This window comes from Corynebacterium sp. HMSC05E07 (assembly GCF_001807225.1).
In the GTDB taxonomy this organism is placed as follows: Bacteria; Actinomycetota; Actinomycetes; order Mycobacteriales; family Mycobacteriaceae; genus Corynebacterium; species Corynebacterium singulare.
In genome coordinates this window covers 489-21,854 of record NZ_KV788230.1, presented here as the reverse complement: position 1 = coordinate 21,854, position 21,366 = coordinate 489, and the positions used below count along the sequence as shown (strand labels likewise).

At 63.1% G+C, this 21,366-nt stretch carries 23 protein-coding genes and 1 pseudogene; 16 read left to right on the top strand and 8 right to left on the bottom strand.

Annotated elements, in window-relative coordinates; translation table 11 throughout:
• From HMPREF3149_RS06945 to HMPREF3149_RS06935, 3 genes and pseudogenes are all read right to left on the bottom strand, one after another.
• Positions 1-535: pseudogene (locus HMPREF3149_RS06945) on the bottom strand (IS6 family transposase); the annotation flags it as partial.
• Between the two features lie 94 nt (positions 536-629).
• On the bottom strand, positions 630-2,864 hold the full coding sequence (locus HMPREF3149_RS06940; protein ID WP_070537244.1) for a copper-translocating P-type ATPase: 2,235 nt from the start codon (positions 2,862-2,864) through the stop codon (positions 630-632).
• A gap of 52 nt (positions 2,865-2,916) precedes the next feature.
• On the bottom strand, positions 2,917-3,243 hold the full coding sequence (locus HMPREF3149_RS06935; RefSeq protein WP_070537243.1) for a heavy-metal-associated domain-containing protein: 327 nt from the start codon (positions 3,241-3,243) through the stop codon (positions 2,917-2,919).
• A gap of 193 nt (positions 3,244-3,436) precedes the next feature.
• On the opposite strand from HMPREF3149_RS06935, the gene HMPREF3149_RS06930 reads away from it, so the two are divergent.
• Positions 3,437-4,918, top strand: coding sequence for a multicopper oxidase family protein (locus HMPREF3149_RS06930; protein ID WP_070537242.1), 1,482 nt, complete (start codon positions 3,437-3,439; stop codon positions 4,916-4,918).
• A gap of 217 nt (positions 4,919-5,135) precedes the next feature.
• Here HMPREF3149_RS06930 and HMPREF3149_RS06925 read toward each other — a convergent pair whose 3' ends face one another.
• Positions 5,136-6,344, bottom strand: a complete 1,209-nt coding sequence (locus tag HMPREF3149_RS06925) for an MFS transporter (RefSeq protein ID WP_070537241.1) — start codon at positions 6,342-6,344, stop codon at positions 5,136-5,138.
• Positions 6,345-6,413: 69 nt separating this feature from the next.
• Between HMPREF3149_RS06925 and HMPREF3149_RS06920 the strand changes: the two genes are divergently transcribed.
• The 3 genes from HMPREF3149_RS06920 to HMPREF3149_RS06910 are packed head-to-tail and all read left to right on the top strand — an operon-like array spanning position 6,414 to position 8,855.
• The gene (locus tag HMPREF3149_RS06920; RefSeq protein ID WP_070537240.1) at positions 6,414-7,061 is read left to right on the top strand and encodes a TetR/AcrR family transcriptional regulator; all 648 of its coding nucleotides are present in this window, start codon (positions 6,414-6,416) and stop codon (positions 7,059-7,061) included.
• Between the two features lie 41 nt (positions 7,062-7,102).
• The gene (locus HMPREF3149_RS06915) at positions 7,103-7,978 is read left to right on the top strand and encodes a trypsin-like serine protease (protein ID WP_070537239.1); all 876 of its coding nucleotides are present in this window, start codon (positions 7,103-7,105) and stop codon (positions 7,976-7,978) included.
• A 49-nt stretch (positions 7,979-8,027) separates the two neighbouring features.
• The gene (locus HMPREF3149_RS06910) at positions 8,028-8,855 is read left to right on the top strand and encodes a lipase family alpha/beta hydrolase (protein ID WP_070537238.1); all 828 of its coding nucleotides are present in this window, start codon (positions 8,028-8,030) and stop codon (positions 8,853-8,855) included.
• Here HMPREF3149_RS06910 and HMPREF3149_RS06905 read toward each other — a convergent pair.
• Complete coding sequence (locus HMPREF3149_RS06905) at positions 8,852-9,484, bottom strand: VC0807 family protein (protein ID WP_052471347.1); 633 nt, start codon at positions 9,482-9,484, stop codon at positions 8,852-8,854. The genes HMPREF3149_RS06910 and HMPREF3149_RS06905 overlap by 4 nt on opposite strands.
• Positions 9,485-9,553: 69 nt before the next feature.
• On the opposite strand from HMPREF3149_RS06905, the gene HMPREF3149_RS06900 reads away from it, so the two are divergent.
• Positions 9,554-10,276, top strand: a complete 723-nt coding sequence (locus HMPREF3149_RS06900; RefSeq protein WP_083280800.1) for a hypothetical protein — start codon at positions 9,554-9,556, stop codon at positions 10,274-10,276.
• Entirely contained in the window at positions 10,273-10,581 is a 309-nt protein-coding gene (locus tag HMPREF3149_RS06895; protein WP_070537236.1) for a CHY zinc finger protein, read from the top strand. Before HMPREF3149_RS06900 ends, HMPREF3149_RS06895 begins: the two co-directional genes overlap by 4 nt.
• Positions 10,582-10,597: 16 nt before the next feature.
• Here HMPREF3149_RS06895 and HMPREF3149_RS06890 read toward each other — a convergent pair whose 3' ends face one another.
• Both HMPREF3149_RS06890 and HMPREF3149_RS06885 read right to left on the bottom strand, forming a co-directional pair.
• Positions 10,598-11,167 (bottom strand): hypothetical protein, encoded by a 570-nt coding sequence (locus HMPREF3149_RS06890; RefSeq protein ID WP_246819960.1) that lies wholly within the window; start codon positions 11,165-11,167, stop codon positions 10,598-10,600.
• Positions 11,168-11,202: 35 nt separating this feature from the next.
• Entirely contained in the window at positions 11,203-12,519 is a 1,317-nt protein-coding gene (locus HMPREF3149_RS06885) for a M20/M25/M40 family metallo-hydrolase (RefSeq protein WP_070537234.1), read from the bottom strand.
• A 78-nt stretch (positions 12,520-12,597) separates the two neighbouring features.
• Here HMPREF3149_RS06885 and bioB point away from each other — a divergent pair, with 78 nt between their 5' ends.
• Genes bioB through HMPREF3149_RS06870 form a run of 3 tightly spaced genes read left to right on the top strand, consistent with a single transcriptional unit; the run spans position 12,598 to position 14,782 of the window.
• A complete protein-coding gene (gene bioB / locus HMPREF3149_RS06880) occupies positions 12,598-13,578 on the top strand; it encodes a biotin synthase BioB (RefSeq protein WP_042528691.1) in 981 nt (326 codons plus the stop codon).
• Entirely contained in the window at positions 13,578-13,844 is a 267-nt protein-coding gene (locus HMPREF3149_RS06875) for a biotin synthase auxiliary protein BsaP (protein ID WP_070537233.1), read from the top strand. Before bioB ends, HMPREF3149_RS06875 begins: the two co-directional genes overlap by 1 nt.
• A gap of 14 nt (positions 13,845-13,858) precedes the next feature.
• Positions 13,859-14,782 carry a Sir2 family NAD-dependent protein deacetylase gene (locus tag HMPREF3149_RS06870; protein WP_070537245.1) on the top strand — a complete coding sequence of 308 codons (924 nt, stop codon included), beginning with the start codon at positions 13,859-13,861 and terminating at the stop codon, positions 14,780-14,782.
• Here the strand turns inward: HMPREF3149_RS06870 and HMPREF3149_RS06865 are convergent.
• On the bottom strand, positions 14,779-15,561 hold the full coding sequence (locus HMPREF3149_RS06865) for a lipase family alpha/beta hydrolase (protein WP_070537232.1): 783 nt from the start codon (positions 15,559-15,561) through the stop codon (positions 14,779-14,781). The genes HMPREF3149_RS06870 and HMPREF3149_RS06865 overlap by 4 nt on opposite strands.
• 227 nt (positions 15,562-15,788) lie before the next feature.
• On the opposite strand from HMPREF3149_RS06865, the gene HMPREF3149_RS06860 reads away from it, so the two are divergent.
• From HMPREF3149_RS06860 to HMPREF3149_RS06830, 7 genes are all read left to right on the top strand, one after another.
• Positions 15,789-16,214 (top strand): MarR family winged helix-turn-helix transcriptional regulator, encoded by a 426-nt coding sequence (locus HMPREF3149_RS06860; protein WP_070537231.1) that lies wholly within the window; start codon positions 15,789-15,791, stop codon positions 16,212-16,214.
• Positions 16,215-16,224: 10 nt separating this feature from the next.
• A complete protein-coding gene (gene amn, locus HMPREF3149_RS06855) occupies positions 16,225-17,628 on the top strand; it encodes an AMP nucleosidase (protein ID WP_070537230.1) in 1,404 nt (467 codons plus the stop codon).
• Positions 17,629-17,681: 53 nt separating this feature from the next.
• Positions 17,682-18,197, top strand: coding sequence for a phosphoribosyltransferase (locus tag HMPREF3149_RS06850; protein WP_070537229.1), 516 nt, complete (start codon positions 17,682-17,684; stop codon positions 18,195-18,197).
• Complete coding sequence (locus HMPREF3149_RS06845; protein ID WP_070537228.1) at positions 18,197-19,666, top strand: SulP family inorganic anion transporter; 1,470 nt, start codon at positions 18,197-18,199, stop codon at positions 19,664-19,666. Before HMPREF3149_RS06850 ends, HMPREF3149_RS06845 begins: the two co-directional genes overlap by 1 nt.
• A 52-nt stretch (positions 19,667-19,718) precedes the next feature.
• Positions 19,719-20,201 (top strand): ferritin, encoded by a 483-nt coding sequence (locus HMPREF3149_RS06840; RefSeq protein WP_070537227.1) that lies wholly within the window; start codon positions 19,719-19,721, stop codon positions 20,199-20,201.
• Between the two features lie 64 nt (positions 20,202-20,265).
• Positions 20,266-20,673 carry a hypothetical protein gene (locus tag HMPREF3149_RS06835; RefSeq protein ID WP_042528707.1) on the top strand — a complete coding sequence of 136 codons (408 nt, stop codon included), beginning with the start codon at positions 20,266-20,268 and terminating at the stop codon, positions 20,671-20,673.
• On the top strand, positions 20,606-21,184 hold the full coding sequence (locus HMPREF3149_RS06830; protein ID WP_070537226.1) for an HAD-IA family hydrolase: 579 nt from the start codon (positions 20,606-20,608) through the stop codon (positions 21,182-21,184). The genes HMPREF3149_RS06835 and HMPREF3149_RS06830 overlap by 68 nt, the downstream gene beginning before the upstream one ends.
• Positions 21,185-21,366: the final 182 nt, after the last annotated feature.

Below are 21,366 nucleotides of genomic sequence, written 5' to 3'. Positions count from 1 at the left end.
CGACCATGGTCGCCTTCCAGGATGTTGTTGGGGTATTTCACCTGCCGGTGTTCCACTGTTGGCGGGCAGATTCCCTCTGACTTCAACTTGGCGATTGCTCTGGCTAGGGAGGGTGCTTTATCGGTGTTGATCACTCTGGGGTACCCGGCTGACGCATTGGATTTGAAGGCCTTGGCCAGGAAACGCTTCGCTGCGGCCACGTTTCGCTTCGGAGAGAGGTAAAAGTCCAGGGTCTGGCCACCGGCGGTGATCGCCCGATAGAGGTAACACCACCTGCCGCCGACCCGGATATAGGTCTCATCCACCCGCCAGGAACTGGCCTGCCAGTCAGGTACCTGTCGGTACCACCGTGTTTGCTTGTCCAGCTCAGGGGGTATTTCTGGACCCAGCGGTAGATCGTGGTGTGATCGACCGGCACGCCGCGTTCGGTCATCATTTCCTCCAGATCGCGGTAGCTCACCCCGTAGCGGCAGTACCACCGCACTGCCCACAGAATGATGTCACGGGGAAAATGACAACCAGAGAAGATACCCATGGCTGTGACTATTTCACGTCGCTCTTCCTACTGCCCCAACTTTGCAACAGCACCTGTTCAGGGTCATATGGGGGCAGTGGAGAGAAGTGGTGGATCAGTGGACGGCGGTGGATGCCGGAGTAGGCGTGGTGTGTTCCTCCTTCGACTCGGTCGGAGCCAGGTGAGCCGGATCCAGATCAATGCGGCGCAACAGCTGGGCGTTCAGGGCCACCACGATGGTCGAGGCAGACATCAAGATCGCGCCCACGGCCGGGGACAGCACGAACCCGATCGAGGCGAGCACTCCGGCGGCCAGCGGCACAGCGAGGATGTTGTAGCCAGAGGCCCAGATCAGGTTCTGGATCATCTTGCGGTAGCTGGCCTGGGACAGCTCAATCATCGACAGCACTGCCCGCGGGTCATCGCTGGCTAGGACCACCCCGGCAGATTCCATGGCCACATCCGTGCCGGCACCGATGGCGATACCGACGTCCGCGCGGGTCAGAGCGGGGGCATCATTGACACCGTCACCGACCATGGCCACGCTCAAACCCCGGTCCTGCAGCTGCGTGACCTTGGTGTCTTTGTCCTGGGGCAGGACCTCGGCGAAGACCTCATCGATGCCTAAGTCCTGACCGACGGCGTGGGCCACCTGCTGGGCGTCGCCGGTGATCATCGCGACCTTCACCCCGCGGCCCTGCAGGGCCTTCACGGCGGCGCGGGATTCGGGGCGGATCTTGTCCTCGACGGCCACCGCACCGATGATCTGACCGTCGCGGACAATATGGAGCACACCGGCCCCACGCCCGGTCCAGGCGCTGGTGGTGTCGGTGAGCTCGGCCGGGGTGGTGAGGTTGAGCTCGCGCAGCATGTTCGGCCCGCCCACGAGGATCTCAGCGCCATCGACAGTGGCCCGGACTCCCCGGCCGGAGGCGGCGCTGAATCCAGTTGCACGCATTTGCCGACGGGAGGCCTCGGGATGGGCGGCCGCGGCCGCCACGATGGCGCGAGCCACGGGGTGCTCGCTGTCGGCCTCCGCGGCGGCGGCCAGGGCCAGCAGCTCGCCCTCGGTGACGTCGACAGCGGCCGCGACACCGGTGACCGCGTGCGCACCCTCGGTCAGGGTGCCGGTTTTGTCGAAGAGCACCACGTCGATGGTGCGCATCCGCTCGAGCGTCATCCGGTCCTTGATGAGCACCCCGGACTTCGCGGCCCGCTCGCTGGAGATCGCAATGACCAGCGGAATCGCCAGGCCCAGGGCATGCGGGCAAGCGATGACCAGCACCGTGACCGTGCGCACCACGGCATCGTCCGGGCTGCCGATAATGGTCCATACCACCGCAGTGATCAGAGCGGAGATCAGCGCGAACCAGAACAACAACGCCGCCGCCCGATCCGCCAGGGCCTGGGCCCGGGAGGAGGACTCCTGGGCGTCGGCAACCATGCGTTGGATCCCGGCCAGGGCGGTGTCCCCGCCTGTAGCCTCCACCCGGATGCGGACGGTGTTGTCGGTGGCCACGGTACCGGCGACCACCTTGTCACCGGTGTCGCGGAAGACGGGACGGGATTCGCCGGTGATCATTGCCTCATCGAATTCGGCGGCTCCGTCGAGGATGGTTCCGTCGGCCGGCACCCGGGCACCGGCCCTCACCAGCACGACGTCGTCGACGACCAGCTCGGAGATGGCCACGGTGCGGGTGGTCCCGTCGATGACTTTCTCGGCCTCATCCGGCAGCAGGGCAGCCAGCGCGTCAAGTGCGGAGGACGCGGCCCCGAGAGCGGACATCTCCAGCCAGTGGCCCAGCAGCATGATGGTCACCAGCAAGGCCAGCTCCCACCAGAAGTCCAGCTCAAAACCGCCCAGCCCCAGAGTGGTGACCCAGGAGGCGACAAACGCCACGGTGATGGCCATGGCGATCAGGAGCATCATCCCGGGTTGGCGGGATTTCAGTTCTCTCCATCCGCCCTTGAGGAAAGGCGTTCCGCCGTAGACGAAGATGATCGTGCCCAGCACCGGGGGGATCCAGGTGGATCCGGGGAATGCCGGGAGGCGGTAGCCGAGCAGGTCGGCGACCATGGGGCTGAAAATAACGACGGGAATGGACAGAATCAGCGACCACCAGAAGCGGTCCCGAAACATTGCGGTGCTGTGTCCGGCGTGTTCGCCGTGACCATGAACGTGGTGGTCTTCGTCCAGGGCGGAGTGCGGGTGATCGTGGGGCATCGCCTGGCCGTGGGTGTCGGCATGTGCGTGGTGTTCGTGGCTGGCATGATCCGGGTGGTGGGTGTGGCCTGCTTCCGGAGCGGGGTGATCACCATGGTGATCACCCGAATGGTGGGGAGTGCTCATGACGTTCCTTTCGCTCAACCCGGTCGGGGGTCGAGATGATGGGTAAAACTAATCAGGATAAGACGGTGTAGCCGGCCTCCTCGATGGCCCGGCGAACCATCTCCGGAGGTACGGCACCGGTGATCGTGACGGTGGAAACACCACCAGCAGCGAGATCAATCTGGACGTCGTCGACCTGGGGGAGGGCCCGAAGGGCCTGGGTCACGCTTTTCACGCAGTGCCCGCAGGTCAGGCCGGTGACCTGATAGCTAGAGGAGGACCCTCCTGCTGACGAGTCGCTGGTGGCAGGGACGGAGGCGGTGTCGGCACGCGAGGCAGGTCCGCAACAGCTGCAGCCGTGGGAGGCCAGCGGCAAGAGGCGGGGCGGGGAGGTGATCATGGGAAAGCTCCTTCGGTTCGGTGGGGTGCGGCGATGCCGCTCTCTAGCGTATACCCCCCTGGGGTATAGTTTCAATATACCCCAGGGGGGTATATTTTCAATGGGTGGAGGGCACGGCCCTCACGCGGGGCAGGGTCCTCACCTGCGCCTGTCTCCCGTGTCACTGAAATCTAACACTAAGGAAGGTTAAATCATGATGAACGGATTTTCCCGACGACAGTTTTTGCTCGGCGGGCTCGTCCTCGCCGGCACCGGGGCCGTGGCCGCTTGCACCAGCGACCCTGGACCTGCTGCCTCGGCACCAGGTTCCTCCCTTCGCCCCACTCCCACCCCCACTGCGCTCGGTGAGCCGACGGTGCGCCGGACACTGACCGCCCGGCCCCTCTCTCTGGATATCGGCGGCATCGAAGCCAAGACGTGGGGATACGTCTCTGACACCGGGGATGCGGCCATTGAGGCTACCGCCGGCGACGTCCTCCAGGTCGATATCACCAATGAACTGCCTGAGAGCACCTCCATCCACTGGCATGGCATCGCACTCCACAACGCAGCGGACGGTGTGCCTGGCATGACCCAGGACCCCATTGAACCTGGCGAGTCTTTCTCCTATGTTTTTGAAGTCCCCCACGGTGGCACCTACTTCTATCATTCCCACACCGGCCTGCAGCTTGATCGCGGCCTCCACGCCCCACTGATCATCCGTGACCCGCAAGACGCTGAGGACCAGGACGTCGAGTGGACCATCGTGCTCGACGACTGGGTCGATGGCATTCAGGGCACTCCCGACGATGAGCTCGACAAGCTCACCGGAATGGGTTCGGGCGACCATCACGGGAGGATGGGAATGAGAGGTCACGGCCATATGATGCACGGCACCCCGGACCGGGTACTGGGCGGGGATGCCGGCGATGTGATGTATCCGCACTACCTCATCAACGGACGTATCCCCCGTGCTCACCGGACCTTCGAGGCTCGCCCGGGCGACAAGGCCCGCCTGCGGTTTATCAACTCCGGCGGTGACACCATCTTCAAGGTGGCCCTCGGTGGTCACCGCATGACCGTCACCCACACCGACGGCTTCCCTGTCCAGCCCTGGGAGACCGAATCGATCTACCTGTCGATGGGCGAGCGTGTCGACGTCGAGGTCATCCTCGGCGACGGCATCTTCCCGCTCACGGCTTTGGCGGTGGGTAAGGACGACCGCGCCTTCGCCGTCATCCGCACCGCCGGCGGCCAGGCTCCCCACCCCAATGTCGACTTCCCCGAGTTGTCGTCCACCGGACTGCTTCTGTCCTCCCTGAAGCCAGCAGACCGTGCACTCCTACCCGAGGGCACACCAGACCGAGAAGTCAGCATCGACCTGGGCGGGCAGATGATGCCGTATGAATGGAGCATTCTCACTGACGGTCAATCCTCCTCCGCGACCGTGCAGGAGGGGCAGCGCCTGCGGATGGTCATGCGCAACAGGACCATGATGCCCCATCCTATGCACATCCACGGCCACACGTGGGCGCTGCCCGGCAGCGGCGGGCTACGCAAGGACACCGTCCTTCTCCGCCCCGGTGAAACCATGATCGCCGACCTGATCGCTGACAACCCCGGTGAGTGGGCATTTCACTGCCATAACGCCTATCACATGGAAACCGGGATGGTCAGCTCGCTTCGCTACGAGTAACCCCCACAGCAGGGTTGAGTGCCGAGGTGGGCGGGAGTGTCCCCCGAGTAGTGGACACGGCGTTGGTGTCAGGGTTGAGCAGTGTGCGCCAGGAGTCGACGGGATTGGAGTATGCGTCAGCGTGCACGGCAGCAAGTCCAATGATGCGGTCGTAGCGCTTGTTAAAGCCGACGTTTTTGGTGCTATTTACCGTGAGCAACATTGTTCGTGGGCCGAGTCAGGGAATCGGCACGCTGTGTAGGCGCGCCAGGCCGGTGGTGAGGACCCACACGGAGCCGGTCGCTACGAGTGCGCCGGAGAAGGCGACGGCCGGGGCCACCCCGAGCAGCTGGCCTGCGAAGCCGCCGAGAAGCGCGCCGACCGGCATGATGCCCCATTCCACAAAGCGCATCGTGCCTAGTACGCGGCCGCGAATCTCTTCAGGGGCAAAGGCTTGGCGCAGGCCGGCGGCAAGAGCTTGGCTGGTCATGATGCCCCAGCCGCACAAGGCTGCCCCGAGGTAGATGAGGAGCAGCGGGGTCGTGACGTGGCCGGCAAGCGCCATGCACACCAGTCCCACGGCTGCCACTACCGGCCCCCACAGGAGCACCCGTCCAGCGCCCACAGCCTTGGCCAGGTGGTGTGCTGTCAGCGCGCCGGTGGCGCCGAGAAGAGCGATGGCGAGGAAAACCAGCCCGATGCCGATGGTGCTGACGTGCAGCTCACGCGCGAGGAACACCATGAGAACAGAGAAAGCTGCGTTCATACCCAGCGAGACGGCCGCACCCGCGCCAGTGAGGCCGAGCAAGCGGTTATCGCGCACGACGGAGCCCACGCCGGTCTTCACGTCCTCCCATACGGTGGCGTCGGCGGTGGCGGTAGAGGAATCGGGCCCAATCATGCGGAGGCTGGCGGCGGAGATGAGGTAGGAGAAGGCGTCGATAAGCATGGCGAGGGGCGCACCTACCGTGGCGATAAAGACTCCCACGAGGCCCGGGGCGGTGAGCGAGGCGATGCCGGAGGTGGTCTGCAGCGCGCCGTTGGCCTGCACAAGGTCGCCGTCCTCACCGACGATGTCCGGCATCTGCGCCTGGCAGGCTACATCAAAGACGAGGTTGCCCAGACCAACGGCGAAAGCGACGAGGCACAGGTGGGTAAACGTGATGCCACCGACAAGGAATGCCAGCGGAATCGTGAGAACGGCCAGCGCACGGAGGAGGTCGGAGGCGATCATGAGCGGGCGGCGCCGGCGGCGGTCCACGAGCGAGCCGACGAACAGGCCGAAGAGTAGGTAGGGCAGGTTGTCCAGAGCGCCGAGGATGCCCATGTGGAGGGGGTTAGAATCAAGAAGCGTGACTGCAATGAGCGGCAGCGCCATGAACGTAACCTGGGAACCGAGTGCGGATATGGCTTGGCCGCCAAGCAGCCAGCGAAACGGGTGCTTCATGTCCCTTCTCCCTTACACTGTAAGTTTCACTTTTTATCGTAGTCCGACGGCCGCCCAGAAGGAGGTCACGTGTCACAAATCATTACGCGCGATGCCATCGTCGAGGCAGCCATCGCCATTGGTGATGAAAAGGGCCTCGAGCGTGTGTCCATGCGTGCCGTCGCGGGCCGCCTGGGCGTGCAGGCGATGTCCCTCTACCACCACGTGCGCAACAAGGCCGAGCTTCTCGACGCCATCCATGAACACCTCATCCTTGAACTTACCCTCCCCTCGGAGTCCCCAACCTGGGAGGCGGCACTGCGCAGCGCTGCCGGTGCCTACCGCGCCCTTGCCCTGCGCCACCCCACTCTCTTCGTGCTCGTGGCTACCCGTCCGATTTCCACACCGGCGGAAATCGCGCACATCGCGCCGACGTTGACAGTCTTCGACGAGGCCGGAATCCCTCCCGAGCAGCAGCTCTTTAGCGTCCAGTCATTCTTCTGCGCGCTCAACGGCTACCTCTTGGCGGAGGTTGCCCCCACGCCCGGCCACGCCGAGGTACCCGATTCCCCCATCCCCGTCCCGCCAGAAGGAGCCCCTTCTGTCTTGACTCTCCTCGCTTCCCTCGACAGCCAGCAGCCTTCTGGCACGGCGGGCGAGAACTTCCTCGCCGCTTCCTTCGACGCTTTTGTCGATGTCTTCCTCACCGGACTGGCCGAACGCCTAGGTGTGCAGTAGCGCGCTGCGTTTCTGTGGTACCGCTGATAAAGTAACGCCTTGTGTTCTCAGGTTTTCTCGCATCCATACTGTCCGTCCTCGTAGCGGTAGCTTCCGTGTTCGGGGTTCCCCATGCCGCATCCGGCACCTTGGAAGGTGCCGGCGACTCGGCGGTCCTGCAGGCTACGAGCAAGGTCGCTGTGAATGATGACCGCGTAGCCGCGGTGTGGATGAATGGCGCGAGGGAATGTTCAGCGGGGTACATCGGCAATGATTGGTGGCTTACGGCCACGCACTGTTTAGGCCGCAACCTGCGTCTTACCCAGACAGACGGGGATAGCGCCAAGGTAGTTGCGTCGACTCCGGTGGCGGAGAAATCGGACATTGCTTTGCTCAAAGCGGAACCCATGGATGCTGAGGCCTTCGAGCTTCCCGACCGCCCCCTGCGCGTCAACGAAAAGCTTTTCCTCGTGGGCTACGGCGGTTCCCATACGTTCGCCTCGGAGGCCGTGTCCCGCATTGAGCAAACCGGCGTGACCTACGAAATCCAAAACCACGAGTTTGAGAACCTGCTTAAATCCCATTCCCTGTTCGCGTCGCGCTCTTGCAGCGGTGATTCCGGCGCCCCGCTTTACCAGGACGAGACCATCTTCGCCGTACACACCGGTGGCGAGGAAAATGAGTCCTGCGAGGACGGCACGCGCCGCCTCATGTGGCACAGCGAGATCTACCCATATGTGGACAACCTCACCGCGCTGATGAAGAGCTACGACGAGGAGGAAGCGGCCGCGCGTCTGGCGGAGACTGAGGCCGCCATCGTGCGCCAAGCCCGCGCCCAAGAGCGCCGCCAAGCTCCCGCAGAAAAGCCATCCGAAGAGCGCACCGAGCAGCCAGAGAAAGACCGCAGCAGCAGCTTGAGCAGCCTCTCCTCGCGCTAACAGCGAGTACACAGTATGCGCCCAGACTAGGGCGATATGCTCGCTCCTCATGAAACACGGCTTTCTGCAGCGCGCGTTCCTCGCCATTCTCCTCGGTACCTCTGCACCCGTTCCAGCCCATGCTCAAACGATGGAGACGTCTGCCTCCTTGGAGCTCGGCATCAATGACCCAGAATGCCACCCCACAGGACCCGTCACCGAGCCGGTCGTCCTTCTCCACGGCACTTCAGCAAATTCGGCCGAGTGGAACGATCTCATCCCTAAGCTCACCGAGCAGGGCATGTGCGTGTGGGCCTTCGACTACGGTGCGGATGACTTGGCCTTCCAGAACGCCTACCCGTACATGAAGGGCATTGCGGATTTAGAGTCCTCCGGGCGTGAAATCGCCCAGCATATCGAGTACATCCGCGGCGTTACTGGGGCAGAGAAAGTAAACCTCGTGGGCTTTTCCCAGGGTGGGCTGCACACCAAGTCCTATGCACAGCTTTATGGTTCACCCGATGAGGTGCGCCGCGTGGTCACGATTGGCGCGAACTTTCACGGGACAACATGGGGCGACAGAGCAACGCCCCTAAGCACGGCGGCAAAAATCGCGCCCGATGTGACCAATTTTGTTGGAACCAGTGCCGGTATCCAGCAGCTGCAGGGTTCGGACTTTATGGAGAATCTCAACCAGTTGCCGGACACCGCGCCGGGGATCACCTACACCTCTATCTATTCACCCGCAGACAACACTGTGACGCCGAATGAGACCTCGCAGTTAACTGCAGTTCCGGGCGCGGACGTGGTCAACGTGGAGTCAGTTCCGGTCGAGCACGGAAAACTGCCCCATGATCCGCGCGTACACGAGCTGATCGTGTGGGGGCTCACGCGCTAGGCCGGGGTCGGCGCGGACCTGCGGGTGCGTGAGGCAATGACGAAGGTAGCCGTCAAGCAGATAGCGAGGGCCACGAAAGGCAACGCATTCGACAGCCAGTAGGCGGTGGTGAAGGGGAGAGAATAGGCGGCGACGATGCGGATGATTGCTTCGAGTAGGAACACTACGCCCCACACGATAGTGATGTAGCGCTGGGAAGCGCGGAAGGTCGGGTATTGCCACAACCCATTCCAGTAGGCCACGCCTTCCTTCGTGCCATCGGTGCCAAAGCGCTGGCCAAAGTAGAAGGCGAGGGGCTTGCCCAGGGCAAGGCTACCAAGGAAGAGCAGGCCGAAAACACCGGTAATAACGCTGCCTTTAACTAGAAGGAGGCGCTCATCGGTGCCACCGATCAGCGTGGCTAAGGCCGCGGCAAGGTTGAAGGCAAAGATCAGTGCAGAAATCCCAGAAAAGGATTTTTGCCGCACGTGCTGGATGATGCCACCGATGAGGGGGCCGATGCTGGCGGCTAGGTAGGCGTAGACGTGGTTGCCGGTTGCGGAGTCAACCAGTTGAAACAGGAGGATGGCGAGGCCGACGTCGAAGACGCCGAGGATGAGGAAGTTGAGCAGGCGCGGATTGAGACTCATGCCACATAGTGTGCCACAAAACATACGTAACGGTTTGTTTGTGACACATAAAATCCTTAGGGTTGGCGCATGGCTGACGTTGGACCAGGAACCTTTGGATATCTCTGCGGATTAGCTCGCCGTGAGGAACTCCCCGGGCCCGTGCTGACACGAATCCTTACTGGGCTGGGTCTGTCGCCGGCTGGCGTTCGCACCTATCTGTCCCGCATGGTGCGCGCGGGCGATCTATCCTCGCGCCGAGCCGGGCGATACTCCGTGTATTCCATGGTGGGGAACTACCTTGCGGAGTTTCGTCACCTAGGCTCGCCGCGCGCCTTCCAATGGGACGGGGCGTTTCACACCGTTATCTTCGATATCGGCGAGGATCGCCGTACAGAAAGGGATGCCCTCCTGCGCGCCGCGCAGGCCAGCGGTTTCCGGCAGCTACGGCCCGGAGTCCTGGTGGGTGCCCACGCGCCGGGGGAGTGGGCGCAGAAAACCTTTGTCGGCACTTGGTCCGTGGATACGGACACCGCCCGCGACGTTATTGCCACCGCGTGGGACCTTGAGGAGAGCGCTGCCCGCATTAGCGCGCTGGGCGACGTCCCCCCTCTGCCCACCGATGACGTTGGCGTCGTCGTCGAAACCACGCGCCGCCATTCTGCCGTCTTTGCGGCGCTGCGCCACACCCCGCCCTTCCCTGCAGAGCTTCTTCCCGCTGACTTCCCTTCGGAAATGCTGGAGAGCCGCCTGCGCATGGACGTCACGCCGGCCTATCGGGCGATGGCGCGGCTGTTAGAGTCGTGGCCATGATCCAGGGAGCCATCGACGCGGAAGGGCGGTGCCGGCACTGGCACACGCCTGTTGACGTCGTTGCGAATAAGTGCCGCACCTGTACCGGTTGGTTCGCGTGTTCCCTGTGCCATGCGGAATTAACCGACCACGAGTTTGGCGCCATGCCGAAAGATGAGCTCTGCGTCATGTGCGGGGCGTGCGGACGTCAGATGACGTATGCCGAGTATGCCGGCGATGAAGCAAGCCCAGCATACGAATGCCCCGCGTGCGGGCATGCCTTCAATATCGGCTGCGCGCTGCACGCGGGGACGTATTTTCGCTAAATAGCTGTGGCGATCTCTAGCGGGAGGAGGTCAGCGGGGCACCTTCAACGATGGTCTTAAGGTAGGCCACCACATCCGGGACGTAGATCGTCACGTTACCGATTTTCACCGGAATCGTCGGGAAAGCATTGTTGGCCGGAGCCGGTGCCGGCTGGCCGCCACGGTTAGGGGCCGGGGCCGGCTGGTTCTGCTTCGCTGGTGCCGGCTGGTTTTGCTTCGCCGGCGCCGGCGCAGCTTGGTGGTTGCCGCCGTTGTTGGCGGGGGCCGTGTTGCTGTTACCGCCGTTGTTACCGCCGTTGTTGCCGCCGGCGCCCAGGCCACAGCGTGCGATGGCTTCGTCGGCGCGGGCGATGGCATCACGGATTTCGCCGCCGCGCGGGTGGAAATTGGCGGCAGCGAGGGCCTGGGACTTCTTACTGTTGTAGTCGGACGGGTTGGTGTAATACTTCGATGCCTGGTCGCAGGAGATCTGACCAGCCGGGACCTTGGCCAGGTAGTCATCGACCATGTCGGCAGATGCGGCAGGGGCGGACAGGCCAACGGTAAGGGCGGTAGCGGCGGTGAAAAGGGCAAGCTTGTTTCTCATGCGCCACATTGTGCCACACCTTTTACACTTTTGCGCTAGTGCTCCTGCCCCAGGAAGCGATCTACCAGCGAAGAATACGCTTTCACAGTGAGATCCAAGTCTTCTAGGTGCAGGTGCTCATCGTGGCTGTGTAGCTGCGAGTTGGCGCTGGCCATATCGCGATCTTCCGCATGCAGGGCGAAGCCGTAGGCGTTGCCGCCGCGGCGTCGAGCCACGCGCAGGTCCGAGCCGCCCGTGGCCAACACCGGCAGCACTTCCTTATCCGGGAAGAACTCGTGCGCGGTCTCCTCGATGCAGCGCCACAGCTCAGTATCCGTGGAGGACTGTGTGGCGTCCTCGGTAATAAGGTGCTCGATTTCTACCTCGTCGGCCATATCGCCGAGGGCTTCGCGCAGGAAGTCATCGAGCTCTTCCTGAGTCTGGCCGGGGAAGGGGCGGATGTCCATCTCCAGGTAGGCGTGGGACGGCAGCACGTTGATGGCTCCGCCCGCGCGCAGCACCGTCTGGGAAATCGTCGTGTGCGAGAAGGCGTGGGCATAGGCGGCAAGGTTGCCGAATTGCTCGTAGTGGGTGGGGTCTGCGGAGCCGTCGAGAAGCGCTGCCTCCGTTTCCGGGTCGAAGCGGAAGGTCTTGACGAAGCCCTGCCATACCTCGTCTGTAGCCACCGGCGGCTCAGCCGCGGCAATGCGGCGCGCCACCTCACCAATCTTGACCGTGGCGAAGTCCTTGCCAAACGGCGTTGAACCATGGCCGGCATCGCCGTGCACGTGTAGGCGGCGCTGGCCCGCGCCCTTTTCGCCGACGTTGAATCCCAGCGCGCCGGGCAGGTGGCTGCCGCCGGTTTCCGACAGGCAGTTGCGCACCGAGTAGGCCTCCGGATGGCGCTTATCCATCCAAATGGAGCCCAAACCGCCACGGGCCTCCTCGTCCGCCATGCCGACAAACGCCAGGGTGCCGCCGGGATTGCCGCGCTTGGCCACATCCCTCGTTACCGCCGCCATCGTCGCCGTAATGAACAGCATGTCCACCGCACCGCGGCCATAGAGCTTGCCGTCTTCAATAACGGCGTCGAAAGGCGGCTTGGTCCACTTCGGCTCGTCCACGGGCACGACATCCGTATGGCCCATGAGGGTCAGTGGCTCCTTGTCCGGGTCGCCCGGAACGGTGGCGACGAGGGTGACGCGGCCCGGATGGGACTCGTAGCGCTGAATCTCCACCGGTGTCCCCTCGAAGAAGCGCTCCAGGGTGTCGGCGTTGCGAACCTCGTGGCCGGAATCCGGCGTGAGATCGTTGACGCAGGCATTGCGGATGAGCTCTTGGAGGAGGGCCAGGGTGTCGTCGTAGAGAGTCATGGCCCTCAAGGGTAGTCCGCTGAAGGAAAAGGCGGCGATTTTCCACAACTTGAACACCGTTCAAGTAAGGTTTCTGTCATGAGCATCGTAGATATCGCGCGTGACAAGGCCCTCGAACAGGGCATCGGCCTCAACCAAGAGGAACTCCTCCAGGTCCTCCAGATCCCCGATGAGCAGCTGGAAGAGATCGCTGACATCGCCCACAAGACCCGTTTGAAGTGGTGTGGCCCGGACGTATCCGTGGAGGGCATCATCTCCATCAAGACCGGCGGCTGTCCGGAAGACTGCCACTTCTGTTCACAGTCCGGCCTGTTCGAGTCACCCGTGCGCGCCGCCCGCCTCAACATCCCGGAGCTGGTGGAGGCCGCGAAGAAGACTGCCAAGTCTGGTGCGACTGAGTTCTGCATTGTTGCCGCGGTGAAGGCCCCGGATGAAAACCTCCTGGCCCAGGTCGCCGAGGCGATCCCCGCCATCCTCGATGAGGTTGACATCGAGATCTCCCTGTCCCTCGGCACGCTGACCCTGGAGCAGGCACAACGCCTCAAGGACATGGGCGCCCAGCGCTACAACCACAACCTGGAGACCTCCAAGTCCTTCTTCCCCAACGTCGTCACCACCCACACCTGGGAAGAGCGCAAGGAGACCCTCGACAACGTCCGCGCCGTGGGCATGGAGGTCTGCTCCGGCGGCATCATCGGCATGGGTGAGTCCCTGGAGGACCGCGCCGAGTTCGCTTACCAGCTGGCCCAGATCGAGCCGTGCGAGGTTCCGATGAACTTCCTTGACCCGCGCCCGGGCACCCCGTTTGCGGATCGCCCCCTGGTCCCGCTGGGTGAAGCGCTGCGCGCGGTGGCCGCCTTCCGCCTGGCCATGCCGTCGGTGACCCTCCGTTTCGCAGGTGGCCGCGAGCTCTCCCTCGGTGATGACGGCACCGAGCAGGGCCTCCTCGGCGGCATCAACGCCATCATTGCGGGCAACTACCTCACCACGCTGGGCAAGCAGATTGAGAAGGACGTCGACATGCTCGGCCGCATCGACCTGCCCATCAAGGCCCTCTAATGGCCCCTTCACGGAGCGAGTCGACAGAGCTCGTCGCCGCGGTCCTCGCCGGGGAGGAACCACTGTTTCACCCCAACACCGGCAAGCCGCTCAGTGAGAACTTTCCCCTCCACCCAGCGGCGGCGGCCGGCCTTGACGTGCCGCGCTATTGCCAGCTGTGCGGGCGCCGCATGGTGGTCCAGGTCCGCCCGGACGGCTGGAGCGCGCGCTGCTCGCGCCACGGTGAGCTCGACTCGGAGGATATCTACGAGGAGACGCTGGGCTAGCTAGAGTGGGCGCCATGGATCCCGCCGTCGCCCACGCCCACCAGTCCGCGCTGCGTTCGATCTCCCGCGTCGTTACTGAAATCGCGAAACCCACCCCACCGGAGCAGGCGCTTGCCGACGTCTCCCGCCAACTCCGCAACGGCAACGTCATGGTCCTCACGGGCGCGGGCGTCTCAACGGAATCCGGCGTGCCGGATTATCGCGGACTACAGGGCTCGCTCAGCCGCCACCGGCCCATGACCTATCAGGAGTTTCTCCACGATCCAGCGGCCTCGCACCGCTACTGGGCCCGCGCGTTCGTGGGCTGGCGGGTGATGCAAGCCGCCCATCCCAACCGCACGCACTACGCGCTGGTGGAGCTTGAACGCGCCGGGTTGCTCACGGGCCTGGTGACACAAAACGTCGACGGCCTCCACGAGGAGGCGGGTCAACGCAACCTCATTACCCTCCACGGGAACATGGAGCATGTAGTGTGCTTGAGCTGTGGGCATGAGGAAAAGCGCGCGGATTATGATGCCCGCGCGGCCGCGGCCAACCCGGGGTTTCTCCAGCGCTGGGTGGTGGACAGGGCGGACGTGAACCCGGACGGTGACGTGGCGCTGAGCGCGGAAGCGGTTGCGGAATTCGTGATGCCCGGGTGCGTGCGCTGCGGCTCGCCGCGCCTCAAACCAGACGTGGTGTACTTCGGCGAACCCGTGCCCACCGCCAAGAAAGATGCGGCCTATGCCATGGTCGCGGCCGCAGACTCCCTGCTCGTGGCCGGTTCCTCGCTGGCAGTCATGAGCGGGTTTCGCTTCGTGCTTGAGGCCAAGAAGCAGGGCAAGCGCGTGGCCACCATCAACGGCGGGCCGGGCCGCGCCGATGACCGCGTGGACACGCTGTGGCGCACGCAGGTGGGCCCGGCCTTCGACGCGCTTCTCGACGCCCTCGACCTCTAATCGTTTCTCGCACCACTCGCCTCCGCGAGTTGCTCTAGGTCCTCCAGAATGATCCCGCACACTCGCTTGTCCATGGGCATGTCCTCGTGTCGGATGATGGCGCGGCGCTCCACGTCTTGAACGTAGATATTGCGCACCATGGGTCCGTTGAGGAAGCACGTGTTGGGTGGGACGACGACGGCGTCGGAACGCGTCGCAATACACGTGTAGCTCACGTCGGGTTCCACTTCGCTCTCGCGGTTCGTGGCTTCTACAATCTCGCTGCCGGCGATTTGTTGCATGCCGGCGGGGCCGAACCAGCCGTCGATAAGCGAGCGCACCACGTCCTCCTGGCGCTCACTCTTGAACAGGGGGCTGGCGATGCCTCCCTGCGTGGTGCCGTGGTTAGGCGCGCTGACGCACACCACGTGGTGGACGTGCTTGGCACCCTCGTGCATGCGCATCCAGTAACGAGCCAGCAGTCCTCCTTGGGAATGGCCCACCAGAATGACTTTGTCAGCGCCGGTTACGGTGAGGACGGCGTTGATATACGCATCCAATTGCCGCGCCGAGTTCTGGATGGGGCCGGTGGCGCGTGTGCCGTAATCGGGGGCGAAGACCGCCCAGCCAGCCTCCCTCAGCATGCCGGCGAGGACCTGCCACACGCCCTTCGTGTCACACGTTCCATGGATGAGGATGACAGGCCAGGGCCGTTCGGCGGTGGGGCGCGCGGACCAGTCGTCTTCACACACGCCGCGGGCGCGCATTCGGGCGCCGAGGGGGAGCGGGGGAGTGGACATGTGGATACATTTTACGCCTTTTGTGCCACCCCGCTACACCCGAGCGGCGACGGGCCCGCCTTGTCACCTCCGGATCGCCCGCACCACTCCCTGCCTGTATGTATCTCCTTCTGCACATACGTTAAGGTTTGATTTCGCCCGTGACGGGGCATTTCTTGAGCACACGGGCGCCTTTTCTCAGTTCGGACCATTGCGCACGAAAAAATCTTTAAGGTATCCTTGCTGATATGTCTCTCCACCTTGAAGACCAGTTGTGCTTTTCGCTCTACCGTGCCGCGCGTTCGGTGATTCGCTCCTATGATCCCCTGCTCAAGGAGCTCGACATCACGTACCCGCAGTACCTCATGCTCATGATCCTGTGGGAAGTTAAGGAGCCGATCACCCTGGAGGCCATGGAGGAGCGCCTCCAGCCGGAGACCGGCACCTACGAAGGCCTCGTGCAGGGCCTGCAGGAGTCCGGCTTGGCCACCGTCGAAGACGGCAAGATCACCATCACCCAGAAGGGCATTGACCTCGAGCCGCGCGCGGTGTGCATCCCGGAGACCATCCTCAACGAGTACCGCCAGTCCGGTGTGGACCTCGTTGAGTTCCGCGAGTCCCTGGAGATTGTTCGCGACGCCGGTGACGCCTCCCAAATGAAGTATCCGCACTAGACTGGCCGGCATGACTGACCTGCAGCATGCCCACTCCGTCACCGAGGCGGTCAACCGCCTCTGCGAGCTCTATGACAGCTCCTGCGATCTGGCGCGCGAAGCGCTGGCTTCGGGAGACCATGACGCGTACCGCCATGTGGTCTACCCCAAGATCATCGTGCAGGTCCGCCGCTGGAGCCCCATCGACCGATCCGAGCCCTTCGGTTACGTCGACCAAGAAGGCCGTTACTCGGCCGTCATTTCTAAGCCGTGGCTCATTCGCGGCTACCTGCTTGAGCAGCTGACCAGGTTGACCAGCAACTACCCCTGCGATATCTATGTGGGGCAGTCGGACGAGCGCATTCCGCCGGAATACATCCGCGGCGCGGAACCGTTGCCGGAAAATCGTGGAGAGATTCCCCGCCCCACCTTGGATGCGGTGCACGATGGCATCGTCGACGGCGCCTGGAAGGCCTTCCACGGCAAGGAGAAACCGCTTTTCCACTTTGGCCCGCAGCGCTTCGACATCGCCTGCGCGCGCATCGAGCACTACACCGGCATCGAGGTGAACTCGGTCCAGAAGTACATTCTCTTCACTAACTACGCCATGCACACCACGGAGTTTGTGAAGTTCGGCCTCCGCGAGCTGGCACGAGAGGATTCGCGCTACACGGCGCTGGTGTTACCCACAGGGGAGACGATTCATCCCAATGACGCCGTGCTTCTCGACGTCGACGGGCTCACCCTCACCTCGCGCTATCAAATGCCGCGCTTCGACCTCATCACCGCAGGCGGCGATGGCATCACGATGATCAACATCGGTGTGGGACCTTCGAATGCCAAGACCATCACGGACTGCCTGGCGGTGCTGCGTCCGGAAGCGTGGATCATGATTGGGCACTGTGCCGGGCTCGATGGCCGCATGCGCATTGGTGACCTCATCCTGGGTAACGCTTATCAGCGCGAGGACCACATCCTCGATGGCACCGTGGCCGCCGGTAATCCTATTCCCGCCATTCCGGAAATCCAGCGCATGCTGGAGGCCGCCGTGGACTCGGTCTATGGCGAAGATAACTCGCTAATGCGCACCGGCACGGTTTTGTCCACCGATGACCGCAACTGGGAGTGGCGCACCTCGCGGGACCTGTGGGAGTGGCTGCGCCACTCCACCGCTGTGGCCGTGGACATGGAATCCTGCACGTTGGCCGCCAACGGTTATCGCTATCGCATCCCCTACGGCACGCTCCTGTCGGTCTCGGACCTTCCGCTGCATGCCGTGCCCAAGCTTCCGGCCCAGGCTCAGGCCTTTTACTCCAACTCCAAGGAGGCTCACGTGATGTGTGCGGTCCGCGCGGTGGAGGCTCTGGCGGAGAATCCGGAGCGTCTGCGCACCCGTAAGTTGCGGCGAACGGTGGCGGAGGTTCCGTTCCGCTGAGGTTGGCGGTTAAACTGGTGGAAATGACAACTCTGGCGAAGGAGACCTAGACGATGAGCACACCGGATTGGTGGAACCCGGAACGCGAAAACCTGACGTGGGAGGTCTTCGGCGAGGCCAGCCGCTACCTGTCCCAGGAGATTGTGGATTCCGGCTGGTTCCCCGACCTCATCGTCGGTGTGGCCCGCGGTGGTCTCATCCCGGCCGGTGCCATCGGCTACGCTATCGGCGTCAAGGAAATGGGCGCGATCAACGTTGAGTTCTACACCGATATCGGCGAGACCCTCCCCGAGCCCATTTTGCTCAACCCGCAGCTGGATACCGATTCGCTCAAGGACAAGAAGGTCCTCGTCGTCGATGACGTGGCCGATTCCGGCAAGACCCTCGACCTTGTGGTCAACCTGTTGGAACAGACCGCCTCCGAGGTCAAGTCCGCCGTCATCTACACCAAGCCCACCACCATCTTCGAGCCAGACTTCTCGTGGAAGAAGACCGACCAGTGGATTAACTTCGCCTGGTCCGTCCTCCCCGTCATTACGCGCGATGGCTCTTACAAGGAAGGTCATTAATGCCAGAAGCCTCCGCCGGATCTTTCCGCGCGGCCTTCACCTCGCCCGCCCGCTTCCGCAAGGAAGTGTTTGGCGGGCTTGCTGTTGCGCTCGCGCTTATTCCGGAAGTACTAAGTTTCTCCATCCTGGCCGGCCTCGACCCCAAGGTGGGCCTATTCGCCTCCGTCATCATGGCGATGTCGATCGCGATTACGGGTGGCCGCCCCGCCATGGTCTCCGCCGCGGCGGGGTCCGTCGCCGTGGTCATCGCGCCCCTGGCACATGAGCATGGCCTGCACTACGTCCTCGTCACCATCTGGATGGCGGGAATTCTGCAGGTGGTGATGGCGCTGTTGGGCGTCGCTAAGCTCATGCGGTTCATTCCACGCAGCGTCATGCTGGGATTCGTCAACGCCCTGGGCATCCTCATGTTCACCGCGCAGCTCTCCCACCTGTGGAATGTGCCGTGGCTGGTCTATGTGCTCGTGGCGCTGGGCCTGGTCATCATGGTGCTGTGGCCGCGGATTACCACCGCCGTGCCCGCCCCGCTCATAGCGATTCTCGTGGTCAGCGTGCTCACCGTGGTGTTCGGCTGGGACGTGCCCGACGTGGCGGACCAGGGCGAGCTGCCCACGTCGCTTCCTGGGTTCGTGATCCCGGACGTGCCGTGGACGATGGATACCTTCATGTTGTGCCTGCCCTATGCCCTCGGCGTGGCGCTGGTGGGGCTCATGGAGTCCCTGCTCACCGCCAAGCTTGTCGACGACCTCACCGATACCCACTCCGATAAAACCCGCGAATCCGTGGGCCAAGGCATTGGCAATATGCTGGCGGCCGCGATTGGTGGCATGGGCGTGTGCGCGATGATTGGCCAGACCATGATCAACGTCAAGGAATCCCAAGCCCGCACGCGCTTGTCGACGTTCCTCGCCGGCGTCTTCCTCCTCATCCTCATGCTCGTGCTGGGCGATACGGTGGGGCGCATTCCTATGGCCGCGCTCGTGGCTGTGATGTTCATGGTGTCCTTCCACACGGTGGATTGGCACTCGGTGCGCACTCTGCACCGCATGCCGCTGGCGGAGACCATCGTCATGCTGGTGACCGTGGTCGGTACGCTGGCCACCGATAACCTGGCCGTTGGTGTGGTGCTGGGTGTTGTCGCAGCATCCGTGGCCTTCGCTCGCCGGGTGGCGCACGTCGTGTCAGTTGATTTGGTGTCGAGCGAAGGTTCGACGGCCGTCTACGAGGTGCGTGGCCAGCTCTTTTTCGCATCCTCGAATGATCTGGTCTACTCCTTTGACTACACCCTGCCAGTGCAGGAGGTCATCGTGGATTTCAGCCGGGCCGATATCTGGGATGCCTCGACCGTTGCGGTACTCGACTCCGTGGAGAGCAAATACGCTACGCGCGGAGTCACGGTGTCCTTCCGTGGGCTGGATGCGGGGAATGAGCAACGGTACCGCCGTCTTAGCCACGGACTGAAGAAATAAGTTTTCTGTATAGTGGGCATCACACAGACGGTTGATGCGAAAGGATTCACCCATGGATGAGAAACTGCAGACCCTGTTGAATGACCAGGTCAACAACGAGTACGGCGCAGCTGCGATCTACACCCAGCTGGCCTACGAGATGGCAAACCTGTCCTTTCCGGGGATGAGCGCATGGTTCTTCAAGCAGGCGGAGGAAGAGCGCGAGCACGCGGAGAAGTTTGCGGAGCACTTGCTGGACCGCGGCTACCGCGTGGAGCTGGAGACTATCGAGGTTGGCGCCGTGAAGGCGGCTACCCCGCTGGATGCCTTCGAGGCCTCCTTGGAGCACGAGCAGAAGGTTTCGGAGCAGATTCGTGAGATCGTGCGCACGGCCGATTCGGTGGGGGACCTGGATTCCCGCCAGCTGCTCAATTGGTTCCTCGATGAGCAGGTGGAGGAAGAAGCTAACGTATCGGGCGTCATTGACCAGCTCAAGCTTGTTGGCAACGATGGCTCCGGCCTCCTGCGCATCGATAGCTCGCTGGCAGAACGGTAACGAAGCCATATAATTTCGTGCGAATTCTCCCACAGCCCTCGCGGTTGATGGGAGAATTGCTTTTATGACGAACACGCGGCTGATGCTCCTGAGTACTGCCCTTGCTGGGTTGGCGGTGGCGCTCGTTGGTGGCATCTGGCTGGCTGCTACGAATGTGGCGTTGGGGACCTTCTTCTTCGCGCTGGCGATCATGCTGGGCCCGTTTGCGGGCGTGGCTCTCTTGGTGTGTGCCGCGGCGGCGTCGACGGCGCTGAGCCGATCGCTGTTTAGTGTGGGGGGATTATTCCTGGTGGGTGCCATTTCTACGTTGGGCGCGCTGCCGTGGGGCCGTGTCAGTGTCTCCCTGCCGTTGTTCATTGTTGGCACGCTGACGGGTGCGGTGGCAGTGTGGCTACACTGGGCGCATGGCCACTCTGCTCTTCGATCTGTACGGCGTGCTCATGCGCTCAGCCACGCCCGCCGGACACGCTGAGCTTGAAGATTACGTCCGCCCCGCTGATTCGGATCACTTTTGGTCTATTTACGAGGAGTTTCGCCCCGCTTATGACGCCGGGCAACTCAGTGATTCGCAGTATTGGGGCCGTATCCGCGCCTTGACGGACTTAGGGCCTTTTGAGGTCTCCCACGCGGTGGATCTTGATACTGACCACCTGCTTGCCGCCGACGAGGACATGGTGGAGATGGTTTTAGGGTTCATCGGAGAAGGTCACAGCGTGGGTATTTTGTCCAATGTGCCTGCAGCCTTAGGCGCCAAGGTGCGTGAAGCGCAGCCGTGGCTTGAGGAGTGTGCCGCAGTGACGCTGAGTTGCGATATTGGTGTGGCCAAGCCTGACCCGGAGGCGTACCTCGTGGCTGTCGACGCCCTCGGCGCTCACGCCAAGGACACCCACTTCTTCGACGATCGCCCTGACTTCGTTGAGGGTGCTCAGCGTGTGGGACTCAACGCCCACGTGTTTACGGGCATCGATTCGGTGCGCTTTTAGTCTTCGGATCGCCGTTTCTCCGGATCCCCGTTTCTGCGGTTGCTGTTTCTGCGATCGCCGATGTCGCGGAGGGCCCTGGAGTGGGCGTCCGCGTGGCTTGTTGTTTGTGGTTTTAGCCGGGTGCGGCTCGTGCTGCTGCTTGCTGGTAGGCCGCTTGGGTGGTGATTGGTTCTGCCCAGGGC